Here is an 18,111-nt window from a genome sequence, read left to right on the forward strand (position 1 = left end):
TACATGCAGAAACGTGCAAGAACAGGAGAGAATACGGATGCTGGCTGCTGAACGGCGGGACCATCTACTGGGTCTGCTTGCCCGGCAGGGCAAGATCGTCGCCAAGGACGTCGCCGCCGAGCTGCGGATTTCCGAGGACACCGTGCGGCGCGACCTGCGCGACCTGGCGAGCGAGGGGCTGTGCCAGCGGGTCTACGGCGGGGCGCTCCCCGTTTCGCCCGCCGTGGCGGACTACGGCGCCCGGCAGAACGTGGCCCCGGACGGCAAACGGAGGGTCGCCTCGGCGGCCGCCGCGCTGGTGCGGCCCGGCGGCGTGGTGATCCTCGACGGCGGCACGACCGCCCTGGCCGTCGTCCACGCGCTCCCCGAGGACCTCGACTGCACCGTGATCACTCACAGCCCGACGATCGCCGCCGCCCTGCTCGACCATCCGCGCGCCGAGGTGTTCGTGCTCGGTGGCCGTCTGTTCAAGCACTCGGCGGTCGCCTGCGGCGCGGCGGCGGTCGAGGCCGCGCAGAACGTCTCCGCCGACCTCTTCCTCCTCGGCGTGACCGGCGTGCATCCCGAGGCGGGACTCACCACCGGGGACGCCGAGGACGCCGCGATGAAGCGCGCCCTCGCCGCGCGCGCCGCGGACACCTACGTCCTCGCCTCGTCCGAGAAGATCGGCACCGCATCCCGGTACCGCGTCCTGCCCTGGGAGGAGATCAGCGGACTGATCACGGACACGCCGCCGCACGATCCGGTGATCGAGCGGCTCACGTCAGGCGGCGTCGAAGTGCTGGCGGCGGGCTGAGGGCGCGGCGCCGTGTCAGTCGATGTCGGGCGGCCCGGACCGGGTCAGCGTCTGCGGCCGGCGTGCAGTTCCAGCTGCTCGGCTTCGAAGCGCGCACGGAAGTCGCGATCGTGCGAGACCGCCACCACCGCCCCCGGGTAGGCGGCGAGCGCCGCCTGGAGGTCCTCGACCAGGTCGAGTGCGATGTGGTTGGTCGGCTCGTCGAGGACGAGGAGGTCTGCGGGCCGGGTCACCAGGGTCGCGATCTGCAGCCGCCGCCGCTGGCCGACGGACAGAGCGGCGACCGGGACGTGCAGGTCCTGCTCGCGGAACAGGCCCAGGGACAGGAGCTGTTCGGCGTACTCGTCCGGCAGCCCGGGCCGCCCGGCGGCGAACGCGGCCAGCAGCGGCAGCCGGGGGGCGTGCGCGGGCAGTTCCTGGGCGAGGTAGGCGATCCGGGCGGGGCGCCGTGCCGAGCCCGCGTCCGGCCGCAGGTCGCCCGCCAGCACGCGGAGCAGCGTCGTCTTTCCCGCGCCGTTCTCGCCCGTGACCAGGAGGCGCCCTGCGGGCTCGATCGCCAGGAGCCCTTCCAGCCACAGCCGTCGCCCGACCCGTACGTCGGTGAGCTCGGCGAGTGTGCCCTGCGCCGGGCCGCCGGTTGCCGACGGCAGTGCCGTCGTGAACCGGAGCGGTACCGGCGGCTGCGCCACCGGGTCGCGCCGCAGCCGGTCCAGGCGCTCCCGCACCGAGCGCACCTGCCCGCCGAGCTTCGCCTCGCTGGAGCGGCGGTGCTTGCCGAAGCCCTGCTTCGGGTCGCGGCCGGTGGTGCTCAGGCGCCGGGCGGCGGCCGCCAGCAGTTCCTCCGCCGCGGCCACCTCCTCCGTCCAGTCCGCGTACCGCTGCTCCGCTCCGCGCCGGGCGGCGGCCCTCGCGGCGCGGTAGCCGGCCCACCCGTCGCCGTACCGGCGCACGGTGCGCTCGTCCCGGTCGACCTCGAGGATCGTGGTGGCGATGCGCTCCAGGAAGCCGCGGTCGTGCGTGACGGCGACGACGGTGCCGCGGTGTGCGCGCAGGTGTTCCTCCAGCCAGCGCACGGCCGCCGCGTCGAGGTGGTTCGTCGGCTCGTCGAGGAGCAGCAGTTCGGGGGCGGCCGCCAGGGTGCAGGCGAGGGCGAGGCGCGACTGCTCGCCACCGGACAGGGAGCCGAGCAGACGCTCCCGGGTGATCCCGGCCAGCCCGAGTCCGTGCGCGGCGGCATCCACCCGGGCATCCGCCTCGTATCCGCCGCGTTCCTCGAAGGCGGTCAACAGCTCTCCGTACGCGGCGAGTTCCTCCTCCGACGCGTCGGCGAGGGACTGCTCTGCCGCACGGAGCCTTCGCTCCATGTCGCGCAGGTCGCTCAGCGCGAGGTCGACGGCGTCCTGTACGGTGCGGTCCGCATCGAGGCCGAGGGTCTGGGCGAGGTGGCCGGTTCCGCCGGGGAAGCGGACGGTGACCTCCCCGGCGTCCGGCGTCTCGGCCGCGGCGAGCAGCCGAAGCAAGGTGGACTTGCCGGAGCCGTTCTCACCGACGACGGCCGCCTTCTCGCCCGGCCGGACGGTGAAGGAGACCTGATCGAGGACGGTCCGGGTGCCGTACGACTTGGTGACGGACCTGACGGACAGCTGTGCCACAGCGGTGGCGGTGGGCAGGGCGGTATGGGCGCGATCGCGCATGGAGCTTCCCTGTGCATACGAAGGGTCTACGGGCAGCAGAAACGGCGGCAGGGGCCGTGCCCGGACTCAGACGAAGAAGAGGAAAGCCATACCGTCACCCTAACAAGACGAAGCGTCTCGCCGCAAGGCGACCACTCTGCGCTTTTGTGGAACACAGTCCGAAACGGCGCGCAGAATCAATCACGACCGCACTCTTTCCATCAGCCCGCCACGCCTCTACTGTGAGCGCGCGCTGACGGTGCGTGCTTCCGCACGCACCCGCTGCCGACGAGCCGCGGAGGAACATGACAATGCGTCACCTTCCCATGCGTGTACCGCGCGTCATCGGGCGCAGAGCCCTGGGCGCCATCACCGCCGCACTGCTCACCACCGGAGGCCTGGCGGTGAGCGCGCAGGCCGCCCCGGCCGCCGCGCCGGGCCCGGCTCCGGCATCGTCCGGCCACGAGCCACTGGCCCTCACGCCGCCGATGGGCTTCAACAACTGGAACTCCACGCACTGCAGGGACGAGTTCGACGAGTCGATGGTCAAAGGCATCGCCGACCTCTTCGTCGAGCGCGGTCTCAAGGACGCCGGCTACGAGTACGTCAACCTCGACGACTGCTGGGCACTGCCGGAGCGCGACGCCGACGGCCAACTGGTGCCGGACCCCAAGCGCTTCCCGAACGGCATCGAGGCCGTCGCCGACTACGTCCACTCCAAGGGCCTGAAGTTCGGCATCTACACCAGCGCCGGCACGAAGACGTGCAGCAGCATCGGCTTCCCCGGTGCGCTGGGCCACGAGTACAGCGATGCCCGGCAGTTCGCCGACTGGGGTGTCGACTACCTCAAGTACGACAACTGCAACAACCAGGGCATCGACGCGAAACAGCGCTACACCACCATGCGCGACGCGCTGGCGGCGACCGGCCGGCCGATCGTCTACAGCATCTGTGAGTGGGGCGAGAACAAGCCCTGGGAGTGGGCGGGCGACCTGGGCCAGCTCTGGCGCACCACCGGGGACATCAACGACTCCTGGGGATCGATGTCGTCGATCATGAAGAGCAACCTCGAGCTCGCCCAGTACGCACGTCCCGGCGGGTGGAACGACCCCGACATGCTGGAGGTCGGCAACGGCGGCATGACGGACACCGAGTACCGTACGCACTTCTCCATGTGGTCGATCATGGCTGCCCCGCTGCTGATCGGTACCGACCTGCGCACGGCGCCCGAGTCGGCGTTCGAGATCCTCACCAACGACGAGGTCATCGCCGTGGACCAGGACCCCCTGGGCAAGCAGGGCGAGGTCGTCTCCTCGGAGAGCGGCCGGTGGGTCGTGTCGAAGGAGCTGGCCGACGGCAGCCGGGCGGTCGCGCTGTTCAACGAAGGCTCCCGCGCGCAGCGGATCGAGACCACCGCGAAGGCCGTCGGCCTGCCGAAGTCGCGCGGCTACACCATGCGGGACCTCTGGAAGCACAGTGACACCAACACGACGGGCAGGATCGCCGCGACGGTGCCCGCGCACGGCACCGTGCTGGTGCGGGTGCACGCCGACAAGAAGTGGGCCCAGTACCCACCCGCCGTGGACGTGCACGCGGGCGGCGACACGGTGACCGAGGCCGGGCGGACCGTGCGGATCACCTCCGAGGCCACCGACCTGGGCGGCACCGCGGCCCACTCGGTGAGCGTCGCCCTGACCGGCCCCGACGGCTGGCGCGTCACCCCCAGGTCCGCCACGTCGGCCCGGGCCCTGAAGCCGGGCGCGACCCTGGCGACGCACTGGGACGTCGCCGTCCCCGCGGGCACGTCCACCGGCGACCAGATCCTGACGCTCACTGCCAGGCACCGCACGCACTCCGGTTCCTGGCTCACCTCCACGGCACCCTTCACCGTGCGCGTCGGCGTTCTCCTGCCCGCGGGCGAGTCCGCTCTGTCGGACGCCGATCCGCTGAGCGCCACCAACGGCTGGGGCCCCGTCGAACGGGACCAGAGCGTGGGCGAGCGCGACGCCAACGACGGCAATCCGATCACCATCGGCGGCACGACCTTCGCCAAGGGACTCGGCGTCCACGCGTCCAGCAGCGTCGAGTACTACCTCGGCGGCGTGTGCGACAAGGTGACCGCGCAGGTCGGTGTCGACGACGAGTCGGGCGACAAGGGCAGCGTCGCCTTCGAGGTCTGGGCCGACGAGACCCGGGCCGCGTCGACGGGCACCCTGACCAACGCCGACCCCGCCCACGCGCTCTCCGCCGACGTCTCCGGCGCGGACGTCGTCCGCCTGGTGGTGTCGGACGGCGGAGACGGCAGCGGATACGACCACGCGGACTGGGCGGACCTGCGGGTCACCTGCACCTGAGCCGCCTTCGGACGCAGCCGGACGCCGGTCCGACGGCTGCCGGCCCCAGCACGAAGTCGCACGGTCGGACCGTTCTGGTTGGTGCCACTCAGCGGACTTCCGTGTCAGGAGGGAGAGGGCTCCGGGCAAATGGGCCCCAAGCAGTGATAATCGGCGTCGTGAGTGGTCAGGAGCCCGAGGAAGCGACGCCGAGCCCCTCTGCTCGGAGCACGGCGCGATGGCGGACCTTCGTGCAGACCGAGACGAGCAGTGCGGTGTTTCTGCTGGCGGCGGTCGCTGTCGCCCTGGTCTGGGCGAACGTGGGTCCGCACTCCTACGAGGCGGTGTGGCAGGCCCGGTTCACCGTGGGATTCGACACGCACCGCCTTTCGCTCACCGTGCATGAGTGGATCAACTCGGGGCTGATGAGCCTCTTCTTCTTCGTGGTGGGCCTGGAGGCGCGGCGGGACTTCGACGTGGGAGAGCTGCGCGACCGCCGCTGGCTGCTGCTCAGCGCGATCGCCGGTCTGGGCAGCATGGTCGTCCCGGCCCTGATCTTCGTCGTCGTCAACGCGGGGCGGGAATCGGTGCACGGCTGGGGCACCGCCATGTCCACCGACACCGCGTTCGCGCTGGGCCTGCTGGCAGTGTTCGGGTCTCGGCTGCCCGCCTCGTTGCGCGCGTTCCTGCTGTCGATCTCCGTCGTCGACGATCTGGTCGCACTGCTGGTGATCGCCGTCTTCTACAGCGACGACATCCGTCCGCCCGCCCTGGTGGTCGCCGTCTGCACGCTGCTGGCGATCGCCCTGCTGCGCCTGGCAGGCTTCCGCAAGGCCCTGTACTGCGCGGTGCTGTCGGTGGTGGTGTGGGTGGCGCTGCACGAGGCCGGGGTCGACCCGGTCGTCGCGGGTCTGGCCGTGGGTGCCCTGGTGGCGGCCTACCCCGCACCCCGCGGGGATCTGGAGCGGGCGAGCCGGCTGTTCCGGCTCTTTCGCGAGCAGCCGACGCCCGAACTGCACCGCAGCGCCGTTCAGGGGTTGGACGCGGCGATCTCGCCGAACGAGCGGCTGGAGCAGCGGTTCCTGCCGTGGGTGAGCTTCGGCATCGTCCCGCTGTTCGCCCTGGCCAACGCCGGTATCGAACTCTCCGGCTCCGCCCTTGCCGACGCCTTCGCCTCACCCATCACGCTGGGCATCGTCTTCGGCTGCGTGGTGGGCAAGATCGTCGGCACGGTCGGATCCATGGCGGCCGCGCGCCTGCTCTCGGGTGGACGGCTGCGCCCGAACGTGGGCTGGGGGTCGGTGACCGTCGGCGGGGCGATCGCCGGATCGGCGTTCACCGTGTCGCTGCTCATCGCGTCCCTGGCATTCGAGGGTGCGGAACTCGAAGAGGCACGGATCGGCATCCTGGTCACGCTGGTCGGCGCGTTCCTGACCAGTTGGGCGGTGACCGCGGTGATCGGTCTGCTGCCGGAAAGACGCCGGGCGCGGGCGCTGCTGGGCGACGTCGACCCGCTGACGGACCTGGCCGTGCCCGTCGACGGGCGGCACGACCGCATCCGCGGGCCCGAGAGCGCGATGGTGACGGTGGTGGAGTACGGGGACTTCGAGTGCCCGTACTGCGGACAGGCCGAACCCGTGGTGCGGCAGCTCCTCGGTCAGGAGAGCGACGTTCGCTATGTGTGGCGGCACTTGCCGCTGAGGGACGTTCATCCCAGGGCCCAGCTGGCCGCGGAGGCGTCCGAGGCCGCTGCCCGGCAGGACCGCTTCTGGGAGATGCACGACCTGCTGCTCGAACGGCAAGGCGCCCTCAGTCCGCCGGACCTGCTGCGCTACGCCGGTGAGCTCGGTCTGAACGTCGAGCGATTCCGACAGGACCTCAGGGAGCATCGCGGTGCCCGGCGGGTGGCGGAGGACGTCGACTCGGCGGATCTGAGCCGGGTGTCCGGGACGCCCACGTTCTTCGTCAACGGGCGCCGCCATCACGGCGCCTATGACATCGTCGCGCTCACGCGGGCGGTGGAGCTGGCCCGGCAGCGTGCGCTGACCGGACGCCGGCCTCAGGAGCAGAGGCCGGCGCCGACAAGACGCCGTGGTGACTAGAACGGGGGGGGTGAGGCAGGCGATATATCGCGGCACTCGCACTCCCCGACCGGCTGCTGCGGGACACCAGCTCAGTCGCCCTGGGGCCCGGCAATCCCGTTGCGCCTCTCGCCTTCACCTACTTCTCCCAACTGGCCGCCGACAACGCATTGCACCAGGGTGTGCACGCGGACGCCGTCGTGGAGCCCGGCGCCGAACTCCTTCGCGCCGTCCTGACGACCCAGTACGGCAACTCGGGCCTTGCCAGAGGTCCGTTGGAGTCGACGCTCGGCCTGCGGATCACTCAGTACAGCCGGGCACACCTGGCCGACCCCGATCTGTCGGCGGCCTGACGGGCTCTCGCCTCGGGCCTGGCGCGACCAGAACCACTCCCGCCCCTCCCGGTGAAGATCGACAACTCCCTGCGCGGCCGCAGGGATTCGGGGATCCTGGGTGACCGTGACAGAAACTTTGAGCGGTACCACGCCGGGCAGTGAAATAAAGGCGCTTCTTCGGGTCCTGGACGGACAGCGACGCCACGTTCTCGGCATCCTTGACGGGCTCGACGCGAAGGATCTCCGACGGCCCGTGCTGCCTTCCGGGTGGCACTGTCTGGGGCTGGTCCAGCACTTGGCGCTCGATGTGGAGCGGTTCTGGTTCCGAGCGGTCCTCGCCGGGAACGAGGAGGTCATCCAGGGTCTGACGAGCGGTGACGAAGCGTGGAAGGTGGCTTCCGAGGTACCGGCCGTCGACGTGCTCGACCGATATCGGCGGGAGGCGGAACTCGCCGACGCCGTCATCACCGCCACCCCTGCCGACGCCGCACTGGCCTGGTGGCCGCACGACCTGTTCGGCGAACCGCACCTGCACACCCTGCGCGACGTCCTGCTGCACGTCATCACCGAGACTGCGTGCCACGCCGGCCACCTCGACGCCGCCCGGGAGTTGATCGACGGCCGCCGGTGGCTGGTCCTGACCTGAGGCGCTCCGGCCCCTGGGCGTGGAGGACGTGGCGGTGCTGGAAGTCCGTGGCGCCGCCGGGGTCGTCGTAGTGGCGGTCAACGGCTGTGCGCCGAGGCCTCGTTCGGGGATGTGACCGGGTCGGCGCCGACGGCAGGCGCGGGGGGCGCGGAGTCCTGCGCGGACTCGGACCTCGGCAGCCACAGGCCGGTGAACACGGCGGCGGCCGCAGTGACGGCTCCGGCCGCGAGGAAGACGCTGTTGAGGCCGGTCTCGAAGGAGGCGCCGCCGGACTGCCGGGTGCGGACGACGGCTCCGAGCACCGCGACGCCGAGCACCGCGCCGATCTGTCGGGTGGTGCTGCTGATGCCCGACGCGAGGCCGCCCTCCTGCGGGCTGACCGCTTGGATGGCGGCGCCCGTCAGCGGGGACATGGCCAGGGCGAAGCCGGCGCCGGCGAGTCCCAGCCGCCACCACACGTTCCCGTAACCGGTGTCGGCGTGCACCGTGCCGAGCGCCAGCAGTCCCAGGGCGGCCAGGGCGAGGCCGGCGGTGACCACGACGCGGAAGCCGTACCGGGCGGCGAGCCGGCCTGCGTACGGGCTGACGATCACCATGGCCACGGACACCGGCAGGGTCTGCAGGCCGGCCCGCAGGACCGAGCTGCCCTGGACGTACACGAAGAACTGGGAGAAGAAGAACGACGAGCCCATGAGCGCGAATCCCACCACGACCATGGCGGTGTTGGACACGGTGAACAGGCGCTGCCGCAACAGCCGCAGCGGCAGCATCGGAGCGTCGCGGCGGGCTTCGACGGCGACGAAGGCGGCGAGCAGGACCACCGCGGTGGCAAAGCTGCCCAGGATGACCGGTGAGGTCCAGCCGCGGGCACCGCCCTCGATCAGCCCGTAGGTCAGTACCCCCACTGCCAGAACGGACAGTGCGGTGCCCGGGACGTCGATCGCGGGTGCGCCGGGGTTGCGGGACTCGCCGAGGTGGCGCAGGCCGACCAGCACCAGGATCACGCCGATGGGCAGATTGACAAGGAAGATGGCGGGCCAGCCGAAGGCGTCCGTCAGTACGCCCCCGGCCACGGGGCCTGCGGCCAGACCGATTCCACTGATTCCGGCCCACAGCCCGATCGCCCGGATTCGTTCTTGCGGCACGGGGTGGGCGGCGGCGAGCAGGGCCAGCGAGGCAGGGCTCAGCGCCGCGGCCCCGATGCCCTGCAGCACCCGGCCGGCGACCAGCCAGCCCAGTGAGGGCGCGAGGCTGCACAGCAACGACGCGACGGTGAACACGGCCACACCGGTCAGGTACACCCGCTTGCGGCCGAACCGGTCGGCGAAGACCCCGCCGGACAGCAGCAGCATGGCGACCAGCAGTACGTACGCGTCCACGATCCATTGCAGTCCGGTCAGCTGCGTGTGCAGGCTCTCCTGCATGTCGGGCAGGGCCGCTCCGACGATCGTGTTGTCGAGCAGCACCATGAACTGCCCCAGGCAGGTCACCGTGAGCAGCACGGCCCGGTCCGAGCGACTGCCTACGGTCGCATGCGGTGCGGTCATGGGGTCCCCCTCCGTCGTCGGCTGCGCCCGGCCACCCGAGCGCACCTAACGCAGTCAGCGACTGCGTTAGGTGACTATAGGGAGACCCTTCCCGTAAACGCAAGTACTGACTGCGTTAAGGTGGGGAGCATGAACGAGCGACAGCGAGCCCGGCGACCCGGCGGGCGCAGTGCCCGTGTCGGTGCGCAGGTACACCAGGCCGTCACCGATCTGATCAGTGAGCGCGGCTACGGCAAGTTCACCGTCGGCGACGTCGCGGCCCGCGCGGGCGTGGCCGACAGCAGCATCTACCGCCGGTGGGGCAGCCTCGAAACCCTGCTCACCGACGTGGCACTCACCCGCCTCGATGCGCAGTCCCCGATGCCCGACACCGGGAGCCTCGCCGGCGACCTGCGTACGTACGCGGCCCAAGTGGCCCGCGAGATCACCGGGCCCGACGGTCCGGCGGTACTGCACCTGGCGGTCGCCCTGTCGAACAGCGGCCGGCCGGGGCGGCAGGCGGGGGCCGACCTGCGCGCCGAACGCACCCGGCAACTGCAGTCCATGCTCGATCGCTCCCGCGACCGCGGCGAGCCCGCACCCGACGCGCTCGACGTGCTGGACCACGTCCTGGCCCCCATGTACATCCGCGTGCTGTTCGGCGTGGTGCCGCTCACCCCTGACTACATCGAAGGGCTGGTGGACCGGCTGCTGCGGGACACGGAGCCTGATCCGTGCGCCCCCCGGCGACGGTCCGCGTCAGGGGCGGAACAGGCCGTCAGTACTCCAGCGGCAGGCAGGACGGTTCGGGGACGTTCGACCTGATCGGAGTCTGACGGTCCGGGATGCGGCCGACGGGCTCCCGGCGCGGGCGGTCACAGTCGTCCGCGCCGGGCGGTCACAGCCGTGTGGCCGTGCGGACGAGCCCGGCGAGGGCGGGGGAACTGCTGTGCGCGGGCCAGGCGATGTGGGTGACGACGGGGGGCGCATCGGTCAGGGGGACGGCGGCGTGCTCGGCCCACAGCCAGGCGCGGGCCGAGTCGGGGTAGACGGCCACGGTGCGTCCGAGGGCGATCAGCTGGGCCAGCTGCGTCTGGTCGTGAATCTCCGGGCCCGGACCGGGCGGGTACGTGCCGTGGCGGGACCAGCGGGCGAGCGGAAGACCGGGGATGTCGCTGACGTCGGCCAGTGTCAAGGTCCGCTGCGCGGCGAGGGGGTGACCGGCGGGCAGCACGGCGATCTGCCCCTCGGTCATCAGTTCCTCGCTGTCGAAGCCGGCCAGGGAGTTGAACGGCGCGTGCATGAGCGCCGCATCGGCGCGACCGTCGCGCAGCATCCCTTCCTGCTCACATGTGCCGCTCGGCAGCACTTCGATCTCGGCGGCGTCGGGCTCGGTCGCGTAGGCGTCGAGGAGCTTGTGCAGCAGCTCGTGGGACGCACCGGCCTTGACCGCCAGCACCAGGCGGTTGCGGGGGCCGCCCGGACTGTCCGCGCCACCGGCGCGACGGGTGCGGCGAGCGGCAGCGGTGGTCGCGTCGAGCGCCGCGCGGCCCTCGTGCAGCAGCATTTCTCCGGCGCCGGTCAGGGCGACGCCGCGGCGGTTGCGTTTCAGCAGACGTACGCCAAGGCGCCGTTCGAGCTGCTGGATCGCCCGGGACAGCGGTGGCTGGGCCATGCCGAGGCGCTCGGCGGCACGCCCGAAGTGCAGTTCCTCCGCGACGGCCACGAAGTACCTCAGCTCGCGGGTCTCCAGGGCCTCCATGGCCACAGCGTACCTCGGTGATACCTACCGGGTATGACAGGGCACCGCATCGGTATTGGATGCGCAGCCGGTCCGCGAGCGAGCATCGACGGCATGAGCGAAACCGTGAACACTCCCTCCGCGCCACTGCCCGGCGGCACCTGGACCCTGGGCGATCTGACCGTCACCCGCTTCGGCTACGGCGCCATGCAGCTCGCCGGCCCCGGGGTCATGGGCCCGCCCGCCGACCACGACGGCGCGCTCGCCGTCCTGCGCGAGGCCGCCGCCCTCGGGATCACCCACGTCGACACCGCCGGCGCGTACGGACCACGCGTCACCAACCAGCTGATCCGTGAAGCGCTGCACTCCTGGCCCACGTCGGTGCACATCGTGACCAAGGTCGGCGCGGTCCGCGACCAGCAGGGCGGCTGGCCCCCTGCCCGTCGGCCCGAGGATCTGCGCCACGCCGTCCGCGAGAACCTCGACGACCTCGGTCTCGATGTGCTCGACGTGGTCAACCTCCGGCTCGGCGACGCTCAGGGCCCCCGGCCCGGCTCGCTCGCCGAGCCCTTCGAAACCCTCGTCGAACTCCAGGAGCAGGGCCTGATCCGGCACCTCGGAGTGAGTAACGCGACCGCGGAACAGGTCGCCGAGGCACAGGCGATCGCGCCGATCGTGTGCGTCCAGAACATGTACAACCTCGCCTGCCGTCAGGACGACGAGCTGATCGACGAACTCGCCGACAAGGGCATCGCCTACGTGCCCTTCTTCCCGCTCGGCGGCTTCACCCCGCTGCAGTCCACGGCCCTTTCCGCCGTGGCCGCCCGGCTGGACGCGACGCCGATGTCCGTCGCCCTGGCCTGGCTGCTGCGGCGGTCGCCGAACATCCTGCTCATTCCCGGCACCTCGTCGGTGGCGCACCTGCGCGAGAACGCGGCCGGCGCGGGGCTCCCGCTCTCCGCCGAGGAATTCGCCGAGTTGGACAGAATCGGCTAGCACGCCCGCACACGCGTCCTGGGGGCCAGGAGCTCGCCCATGGACTCCTCGCGCCACCGCTGCAGGAGCTGGTGGAAGGCGGCGGCGCCATGGGGGTAGGCGGTGGGGCCGTTCGGCCTGCCGCGCCCCTCGGCGTTGTAGTAGCCGGGGGTGCATTCGGCGTGGAACCATGCCTGGTCGGGGGCGTGCTCGGCCAGGGTGGCGATCCAGGCGTCCTCGGCTTCGCGGGACGGTTCGATGAGGGCGCCCTTCGCCTCGGCGGCCGCGACGAGTGCCGCGCCGTGGACGGCGTGCTCGTCCAGTACGTGTGTGTAGTTGACGCTGCCGGCGCTCTGCACCCCGCCCAACTGGATCAGGTTGGGGAAGCCGTTGCTGGTGAATCCGTGCAGTGTGCGTGGGCCACGCGCGGCCCACGCGTCCCGCAGCCGGACGCCGCCGCGGCCCCGCACGGGGAGTCGGCCCGAGTGGATGCCGGAGACCCCGACGGAGAAGCCGGTGGCGAAGACGAGGCAGTCCAGGGGGTACTCGGTGTCCCCGACCACGACACCGCGCTCGTTCATTCGCTCGATGCCGTGGGTGTCCGCCGTGTCGACGAGGGTGACGTTGTCCCGGTTGAACGCCTGGAGGTACAGGTCGGAGAAGGTCGGGCGCTTGCACGCGTACCGGTACCAGGGCTTGAGCCGCTCCGCCGTGTGCGGGTCGGTGACGACGTCGTCGACGCGGGCGCGGATGTCGTTCATCTTGGCGGCGTCCGCGACCTCGTAGGCTGCTTCGAACGCCGCCCGGTCGCCCGTCCGGCGGAAGCTGGGCAGCAGCTTCTCCAGGAGACCGGCCGTCGCGGTCCACCGGTCCGCGACGAGGTCTTCCTCCACGGCCTCGCCCGAGACGATGCGCAGGAAGTTGTCGCGGCGCTCGCTCGCCCATCCGGGACGGTCGGCGCCGACGTCCCGAGCGGTGGTGCGGCGGTTGGCGCGCACGTCCACGGAGGACGGAGTCCGCTGGAAGACGTGGAGATGCGCGGCGTCCTCGGCCAGTTTCGGGACGACCTGGATGCCGGTGGCGCCGGTGCCCACCACGCCCACACGCTTGTCCGCGAGGCCGGTCAGACCACCCTCCGGACTGCCTCCGGTGTACGCGTAGTCCCAGCGCGAGGTGTGGAAGGTGTGCCCCTTGAACCGCTCGATGCCGGGGATGCCCGGCAGCTTCAGCTCCGACAGGGTTCCGGTGGCCGTGATGACGTAGGTCGCCCGGAACTCGTCGTGCCGGTCGGTCTCGACGATCCACTCGCCGGTCGTGTCGTCCCAGGAGAGCGAGGTGACCGCGGTCGAGAACAGGGCGTCCGCGTAGAGGCCGAACTTCTCCGCGATGCGCATCGCGTGCCGGCGGATCTCCTCGCCGGGGGCGTATTTCCATTCCGGCACGTAGCCGGTCTCGTCGAGCATCGGCAGGTACACGTGTGCCTCGACGTCGCAGTGGATGCCGGGGTAACGGTTCCAGTACCAGGTGCCCCCGAGGTCGCCGCCCTTCTCGATGACGCGGACGCGCGCGACCCCCTGCTGACGCAGCCGCGCCCCCGCGAGGACGCCGCCGAATCCGCCGCCGACGACCGCGACATCCACCCGGTCCCGCACCGGCTCGCGCCCGGCCGCCTCCCCCGCGTAAGGGTCGGCGGCGTAGTAGCCGAACTCGGCGTCCGCACCGAGGTACTGCCGGGTGCCGTCGGGGCGTACGCGTCGCTCCCGCTCGCGTCGGTAACGCTCCCTGAGTCCGGCGAGCGCCTCGGGTGTCAGCTCCTGTGAATGTGCCATGTGGGGGGCCTTGTTCCTTCCGCTTCGCCGCCAGGAAGCCACTCGACCGTGAATCGGCTGGGAAACAACGGGACTTGAGCAGCCATGGACTACGGTAACAAGTACCGGACAATGTTGTCCGGTTGGCTCCAGGTTGCTTCCGCATACTTTCGGACAGGAAGAGTGATGCACATGCGACGGCTCCCGATCCGTCCCCTCGCCGCGGTCGCCACGATCGGCGCGCTGGCCCTTGCGGGGTGCGGCACGCAGACCGGCGGTGCGCCGCGGGACCCGGGCACCGTCGGGGGTGACCGGACCATCCGCGCGCAACAGGTCATGCGCTTGACGCAGGTGCATGCCCGGACCGGGACGACCCTGCTGGAGGGCCCGGTCTTCGACGAGGACGGCGAACTGCTCGTCGTCGACGTCACCGCACCGGCCGACGAGCCGAAGGTGCTGCGCGCGAATGTCCGGAAGAGGACGTCGGAGCCCGTCCACACGGACGCTCGCGGCACCTACACCTCGGCCCAGTTCAGCCCGTACGACGGACGGATCTACCTGACCGACTTCTCCCACGGGGACATCGTGAGCCTGGCCCCGGACGGCAGCGATCCGCGGACCTTCTTCTCCGGCGAGGTCGACGGAGCGCGGATGAACCCCGACGACCTCGCCTTCGACCGGGAGGGAAACCTGTACCTCAGCGACTCACGCGGCATGTCCGAGGGCGAGGCGAAGGGCCGCGTGGTGCGGATCGACCGCGGAGGAAAGGAGGCCACCGTCCTGGCGGGCGGCCTGGCGGCGCCGAACGGCATCTCCTTCGACGCGGACTACCGCGGGCTGTGGTTCAGCGAGCTGACCCGGAACCGCCTGTCCTACCTCCTCCTGGACGGCAACGGCGGGGTGGCTTCGCGGCACACCGCCATCCGGGTCGACGGCGGGGTCGCCCAGACCGACTCGATCGCGGTGGACGCGGACGGCAACCTGTACCAGGGCCTGCACGGCCGCCCCGCGATGGCGGTCTACGACAAGTACGGTGAGCGCTTGGCCACCGTGGAGGTTCCGGCCCGCGCCGCCCGAGGGCTCGAGTCGGCGACCAACGTCGCCATCACGCCCGGCGGAACCAGGGCCTACATGACCGTGAGCGGGCCCGGCGGAGGCTACCTCTACGGCTTCGACGCGCTGGGCAAGGGCGTCCGCCAGTCCAACGGCGGCTGACCACCTCCGCTTCGCTCACTCCGCGAAGGGGCGCACCGGTCCCACCTCGACGCCGAGGAGCCGCCATGCCGCCCGTGCCCGGCGCTCCCGCTGCTCGCGGGCGGGGCCGGTGACGGCACCGGAGACCATGGCTACGGCGATCATGAGGTCGTCGTCCGCCGCGGCCAGCCGGTGGACGTCCGGCAGATGTGCCCGCAGGGCACGCTCGACCCGCTCGGACAGGTCGTGCGCGTAGGCAGGGACACTGGAGGGACTGCTCGCCCCGGCGGCGTGCAGAACGCTGATGAACGCCGCCGACTCCGTCAGGTGCCAGGTCAGGACACCGAGCACACGTGGCAGGTCCGTGTCCTGCGCCGCGGCCGTCCGCTCCACCTGCCGCACGTTCTCCTCCAGCACCGCGGTCGCCACGGCCTCCCGGTCGGGAAAGTGCCGGTACAGAACCCCCTGTCCGACGCCGGCGCGACGTGCGATCGCCGAGAGCGGAGCGTCCAGGCCGTGCTCCGAGTAGATCGCCCGTGCGGCGTCGACCAGAGCCGCCCGGTTCCGGGCAGCGGCCTTCCGCCCCTCGTTCGCGGGCCGCCGCTCCTCGGGAACACGGTGCTGCGTCACCCCGTGAGAGTACCCGGCCGGACCGGCGGAACGAGGCTCGCCCGGGCCGGGACCACGGCGTCCGCGGCGCCGTCGGCAACCCGCTGGTCCGTGACCACGGCACGGCCCTCGACAACGCCGGTACGGGCAAGGCCGAGGCCGGTAGCATGATCGAGGCGCTGCGGCAGGCTGCCGAGATGTCCACCGCCCGCCGACTCACGTACCGCGAAGGACGTTTGATGCCGCCCAACGGATCCCAGGCTCGGCGCGAGGAGATCCTGCGACTCGCCACCACCACCGGCCTGGCCGGTGTCGGGGAACTGTCACGGCACTTCGGCGTGACCGCTTCCACCATCCGCCGTGACCTCGCCCGGCTCACCGCCGACGGCCGGCTCGCCCGCACCTACGGCGGGGCCATGGCACTGAACGCGCATCCCGAGTCGTCCCTGCGCCGGCGCACCACGGAGGCCTACGCGCACAAGCGGGCCATCGCCCGGTGGGCGGCGGCCCAGGTCCAGCCGGGCGAGACGGTGCTGCTGGACGCCGGGTCGACGGTCGGGGCACTGGCGCACGAGCTGCGCACCGCCAAGGACCTGACGGTCGCCACCACCGGTCTGACGGCGCTGCAGGAACTGGCGGACGTCGAAACCGTGCACGTGGAGTGCCTCGGCGGGACGCTGCGCCCGCTCAGCCAGGCCTTCGTGGGCCCGCTGACGGAGGCGGCGCTGGAACGGATGACGTTCGACCGGGTCTTCCTGTCCGCGGACGGTGTCACGGCGGAGGGTGGGATCTGCGAGGCGGATCTGCGTCAGACCCGGCTCAAGGAGCTGATGGCCCGCCGCGCCGCGCGCACGTACGTCCTGGCCCACGCGGCGAAGCTGGGCCGTGCGCCCTTCCACGCGTGGGCCACGCTCCCGCCCGGCTGGACCCTGGTCACCGACGCATCGGCGACGGACGCCGACGTGGCGCCGTTCACCGCCCGCGGTATCGCGGTGGTGCCGGCCGATCCTCTGGAGGAGCCCCGACCGACGCCGTGAGCGGGTTGGCCTGTCCGTTGTTCCCTGGCGGGTTCACCCCCTGCGCTCCGCCACGACCGGGAGCACGGGGAGCCCGTCGGCATCGGGCGACGACTGACCCGCAGCATCCACGGCGGCGGCGACGAAGGAGGCAACCAGCCGGCGGCGGTCGTCCTGCGCCCACGCGAGGACGAGTTCGCTGTCGGGGGCGTCGGTCACGGGACGGTAGACGAGGTCGGGGTGCGGGGGCCGGGCCAGTGAGCGGGGAAGGACCGCGACGGTACGCCCCAGCCTGATCATCTGCAGGACCTCGGCCGTGTCCGTGACCTCGGGACCTGGCCTGGCCTCGGGCGCTCCGGTCCAGCGCACACCTTTCCAGCGGGGCAGTCTTTCCTGGGCGAGGTCGGCGAGAGTGACCTCCGGGCGAGCGGCGAGCCGGTGGCCCGGCGGCAGGATCGCGACGCGTCCTTCGACTGCGAGGGTTTCGTGGTCCAGGCCGGTCATGTCGTCGAACGGCGCGTACAACAGGGCGACATCGGCGCGGCCGTCGCGGACGTAGTCGGCGCGGTCGGTGGCTCCGCCGAAGAGGATGTCCACCTGGCGGGCGTCGGGCCGGCCGGCGTAGCCGGCCAGGATGCCGGACAGCAGGTTTCCGTCACCGCCGGGTTTGATCACCAGGCGCAGGTGGGCCTGCCGGTCACCGGCCCGACGGGTCTTCTCGGCGGCCGCGCCGACAGCGTTGAGTGCGTGCCGGCCGTGGTGCAGGAGCGTTTCACCGGCGGTGGTGAGGGCGACGTGTCTGCTGGAGCGCTCCAGCAGCCTCACCCCGAGCCTGGACTCCAGGCGCCGGATCGCTTTGGACAGGGCCGGCTGCGCGATCGCCAGGCCGGCCGCGGCACGGCCGAAGTGCAGTTCCTCGGCCACGGCGACGAAGTACTCCAGCTCGCGGGTCTCCAGCTCGGCCATGCCGAAAGGCTACTCCACGATCCATTCCCGTGAGGCATGGGACGAGAACGGACAGATCTTGGACGGGCGGGAAAAATGCCTGTTCGCTGGGGGCATGATTCACCACACGATGATCGTAGCGTTCGACAGTCCGATTCCCGCGAGTGAGCTGGACCAGTACCTCAAGGAATTCAAGGACCTCGTGAGCGGATCCGGTCTGGTCGAGTCCGTCGCCGCCCGGCGTCACATCCGCGTCCCGGGCGACGACCACGCCCCGGTGGCCGTCGCCAGCGCCGTCGTGCGGCTGCGTCTGGCCGACCTCGACGCCCTCAACGCGGCCTTCACCCTGCCCGGGGCCGTCGACCTCATCAAGCGCTGGCAGGGCCGCCATCCCTACAAGGCGATCTGGGTCAACCACGAGCCGCTGGACTGA

General features: G+C 71.5%; 14 protein-coding genes and 2 pseudogenes. 10 read left to right on the forward strand and 6 right to left on the reverse strand.

What is annotated here, in order from left to right; all coding sequences use genetic code 11:
* The first annotated feature begins 37 nt into the window (after positions 1–37).
* Positions 38–796, forward strand: coding sequence for a DeoR/GlpR family DNA-binding transcription regulator (locus ACZ7MF_RS15630; RefSeq protein ID WP_471477347.1), 759 nt, complete (start codon positions 38–40; stop codon positions 794–796).
* 44 nt (positions 797–840) lie between these two features.
* Here ACZ7MF_RS15630 and abc-f read toward each other — a convergent pair whose 3' ends face one another.
* Complete coding sequence (abc-f, locus tag ACZ7MF_RS15635; RefSeq protein ID WP_471477348.1) at positions 841–2,490, reverse strand: ribosomal protection-like ABC-F family protein; 1,650 nt, start codon at positions 2,488–2,490, stop codon at positions 841–843.
* 290 nt (positions 2,491–2,780) lie between these two features.
* Here abc-f and ACZ7MF_RS15640 point away from each other — a divergent pair, with 290 nt between their 5' ends.
* From ACZ7MF_RS15640 to ACZ7MF_RS15655, 4 genes and pseudogenes are all read left to right on the forward strand, one after another.
* On the forward strand, positions 2,781–4,823 hold the full coding sequence (locus tag ACZ7MF_RS15640; RefSeq protein WP_471477349.1) for an NPCBM/NEW2 domain-containing protein: 2,043 nt from the start codon (positions 2,781–2,783) through the stop codon (positions 4,821–4,823).
* Between the two features lie 158 nt (positions 4,824–4,981).
* Positions 4,982–6,904: a Na+/H+ antiporter NhaA gene (locus ACZ7MF_RS15645; RefSeq protein WP_471477350.1), complete on the forward strand. Its 1,923-nt coding sequence runs from the start codon at positions 4,982–4,984 to the stop codon at positions 6,902–6,904.
* Between the two features lie 29 nt (positions 6,905–6,933).
* A pseudogene (locus ACZ7MF_RS15650) lies at positions 6,934–7,233 on the forward strand (AraC-like ligand-binding domain-containing protein); the annotation flags it as partial.
* An 88-nt stretch (positions 7,234–7,321) separates the two neighbouring features.
* A complete protein-coding gene (locus ACZ7MF_RS15655) occupies positions 7,322–7,864 on the forward strand; it encodes a DinB family protein (protein WP_471478838.1) in 543 nt (180 codons plus the stop codon).
* Positions 7,865–7,941: 77 nt separating this feature from the next.
* Here the strand turns inward: ACZ7MF_RS15655 and ACZ7MF_RS15660 are convergent, their stop codons facing one another.
* On the reverse strand, positions 7,942–9,411 hold the full coding sequence (locus ACZ7MF_RS15660) for an MFS transporter (RefSeq protein ID WP_471477351.1): 1,470 nt from the start codon (positions 9,409–9,411) through the stop codon (positions 7,942–7,944).
* Positions 9,412–9,540: 129 nt separating this feature from the next.
* Between ACZ7MF_RS15660 and ACZ7MF_RS15665 the strand changes: the two are divergent.
* Positions 9,541–10,104 (forward strand): annotated as a pseudogene (locus tag ACZ7MF_RS15665) (TetR/AcrR family transcriptional regulator); the annotation flags it as partial.
* A gap of 184 nt (positions 10,105–10,288) precedes the next feature.
* On the opposite strand, the gene ACZ7MF_RS15670 reads toward ACZ7MF_RS15665, so the two are convergent.
* Positions 10,289–11,152 (reverse strand): LysR family transcriptional regulator, encoded by an 864-nt coding sequence (locus ACZ7MF_RS15670; protein ID WP_471477352.1) that lies wholly within the window; start codon positions 11,150–11,152, stop codon positions 10,289–10,291.
* 93 nt (positions 11,153–11,245) lie between these two features.
* Here ACZ7MF_RS15670 and ACZ7MF_RS15675 point away from each other — a divergent pair, with 93 nt between their 5' ends.
* Entirely contained in the window at positions 11,246–12,127 is an 882-nt protein-coding gene (locus ACZ7MF_RS15675; RefSeq protein WP_471477353.1) for an oxidoreductase, read from the forward strand.
* Here ACZ7MF_RS15675 and ACZ7MF_RS15680 read toward each other — a convergent pair.
* Positions 12,124–13,935 carry a flavin-containing monooxygenase gene (locus ACZ7MF_RS15680; RefSeq protein WP_471477354.1) on the reverse strand — a complete coding sequence of 604 codons (1,812 nt, stop codon included), beginning with the start codon at positions 13,933–13,935 and terminating at the stop codon, positions 12,124–12,126. The genes ACZ7MF_RS15675 and ACZ7MF_RS15680 overlap by 4 nt on opposite strands.
* 171 nt (positions 13,936–14,106) lie before the next feature.
* On the opposite strand from ACZ7MF_RS15680, the gene ACZ7MF_RS15685 reads away from it, so the two are divergent.
* Positions 14,107–15,129 carry an SMP-30/gluconolactonase/LRE family protein gene (locus tag ACZ7MF_RS15685; protein ID WP_471477355.1) on the forward strand — a complete coding sequence of 341 codons (1,023 nt, stop codon included), beginning with the start codon at positions 14,107–14,109 and terminating at the stop codon, positions 15,127–15,129.
* A gap of 15 nt (positions 15,130–15,144) precedes the next feature.
* Here the strand turns inward: ACZ7MF_RS15685 and ACZ7MF_RS15690 are convergent, their stop codons facing one another.
* Positions 15,145–15,738, reverse strand: coding sequence for a TetR/AcrR family transcriptional regulator (locus ACZ7MF_RS15690; RefSeq protein WP_471477356.1), 594 nt, complete (start codon positions 15,736–15,738; stop codon positions 15,145–15,147).
* A 218-nt stretch (positions 15,739–15,956) separates the two neighbouring features.
* Here ACZ7MF_RS15690 and ACZ7MF_RS15695 point away from each other — a divergent pair, with 218 nt between their 5' ends.
* Complete coding sequence (locus tag ACZ7MF_RS15695; protein WP_471477357.1) at positions 15,957–16,754, forward strand: DeoR/GlpR family DNA-binding transcription regulator; 798 nt, start codon at positions 15,957–15,959, stop codon at positions 16,752–16,754.
* Between the two features lie 33 nt (positions 16,755–16,787).
* On the opposite strand, the gene ACZ7MF_RS15700 is transcribed toward ACZ7MF_RS15695, so the two are convergent.
* Positions 16,788–17,699, reverse strand: coding sequence for a LysR family transcriptional regulator (locus ACZ7MF_RS15700; RefSeq protein WP_471477358.1), 912 nt, complete (start codon positions 17,697–17,699; stop codon positions 16,788–16,790).
* Between the two features lie 109 nt (positions 17,700–17,808).
* Between ACZ7MF_RS15700 and ACZ7MF_RS15705 the strand changes: the two genes are divergently transcribed.
* Positions 17,809–18,111, forward strand: coding sequence for a hypothetical protein (locus tag ACZ7MF_RS15705; RefSeq protein ID WP_471477359.1), 303 nt, complete (start codon positions 17,809–17,811; stop codon positions 18,109–18,111).

The organism is Streptomyces sp. NPDC111628 (assembly GCF_055635195.1).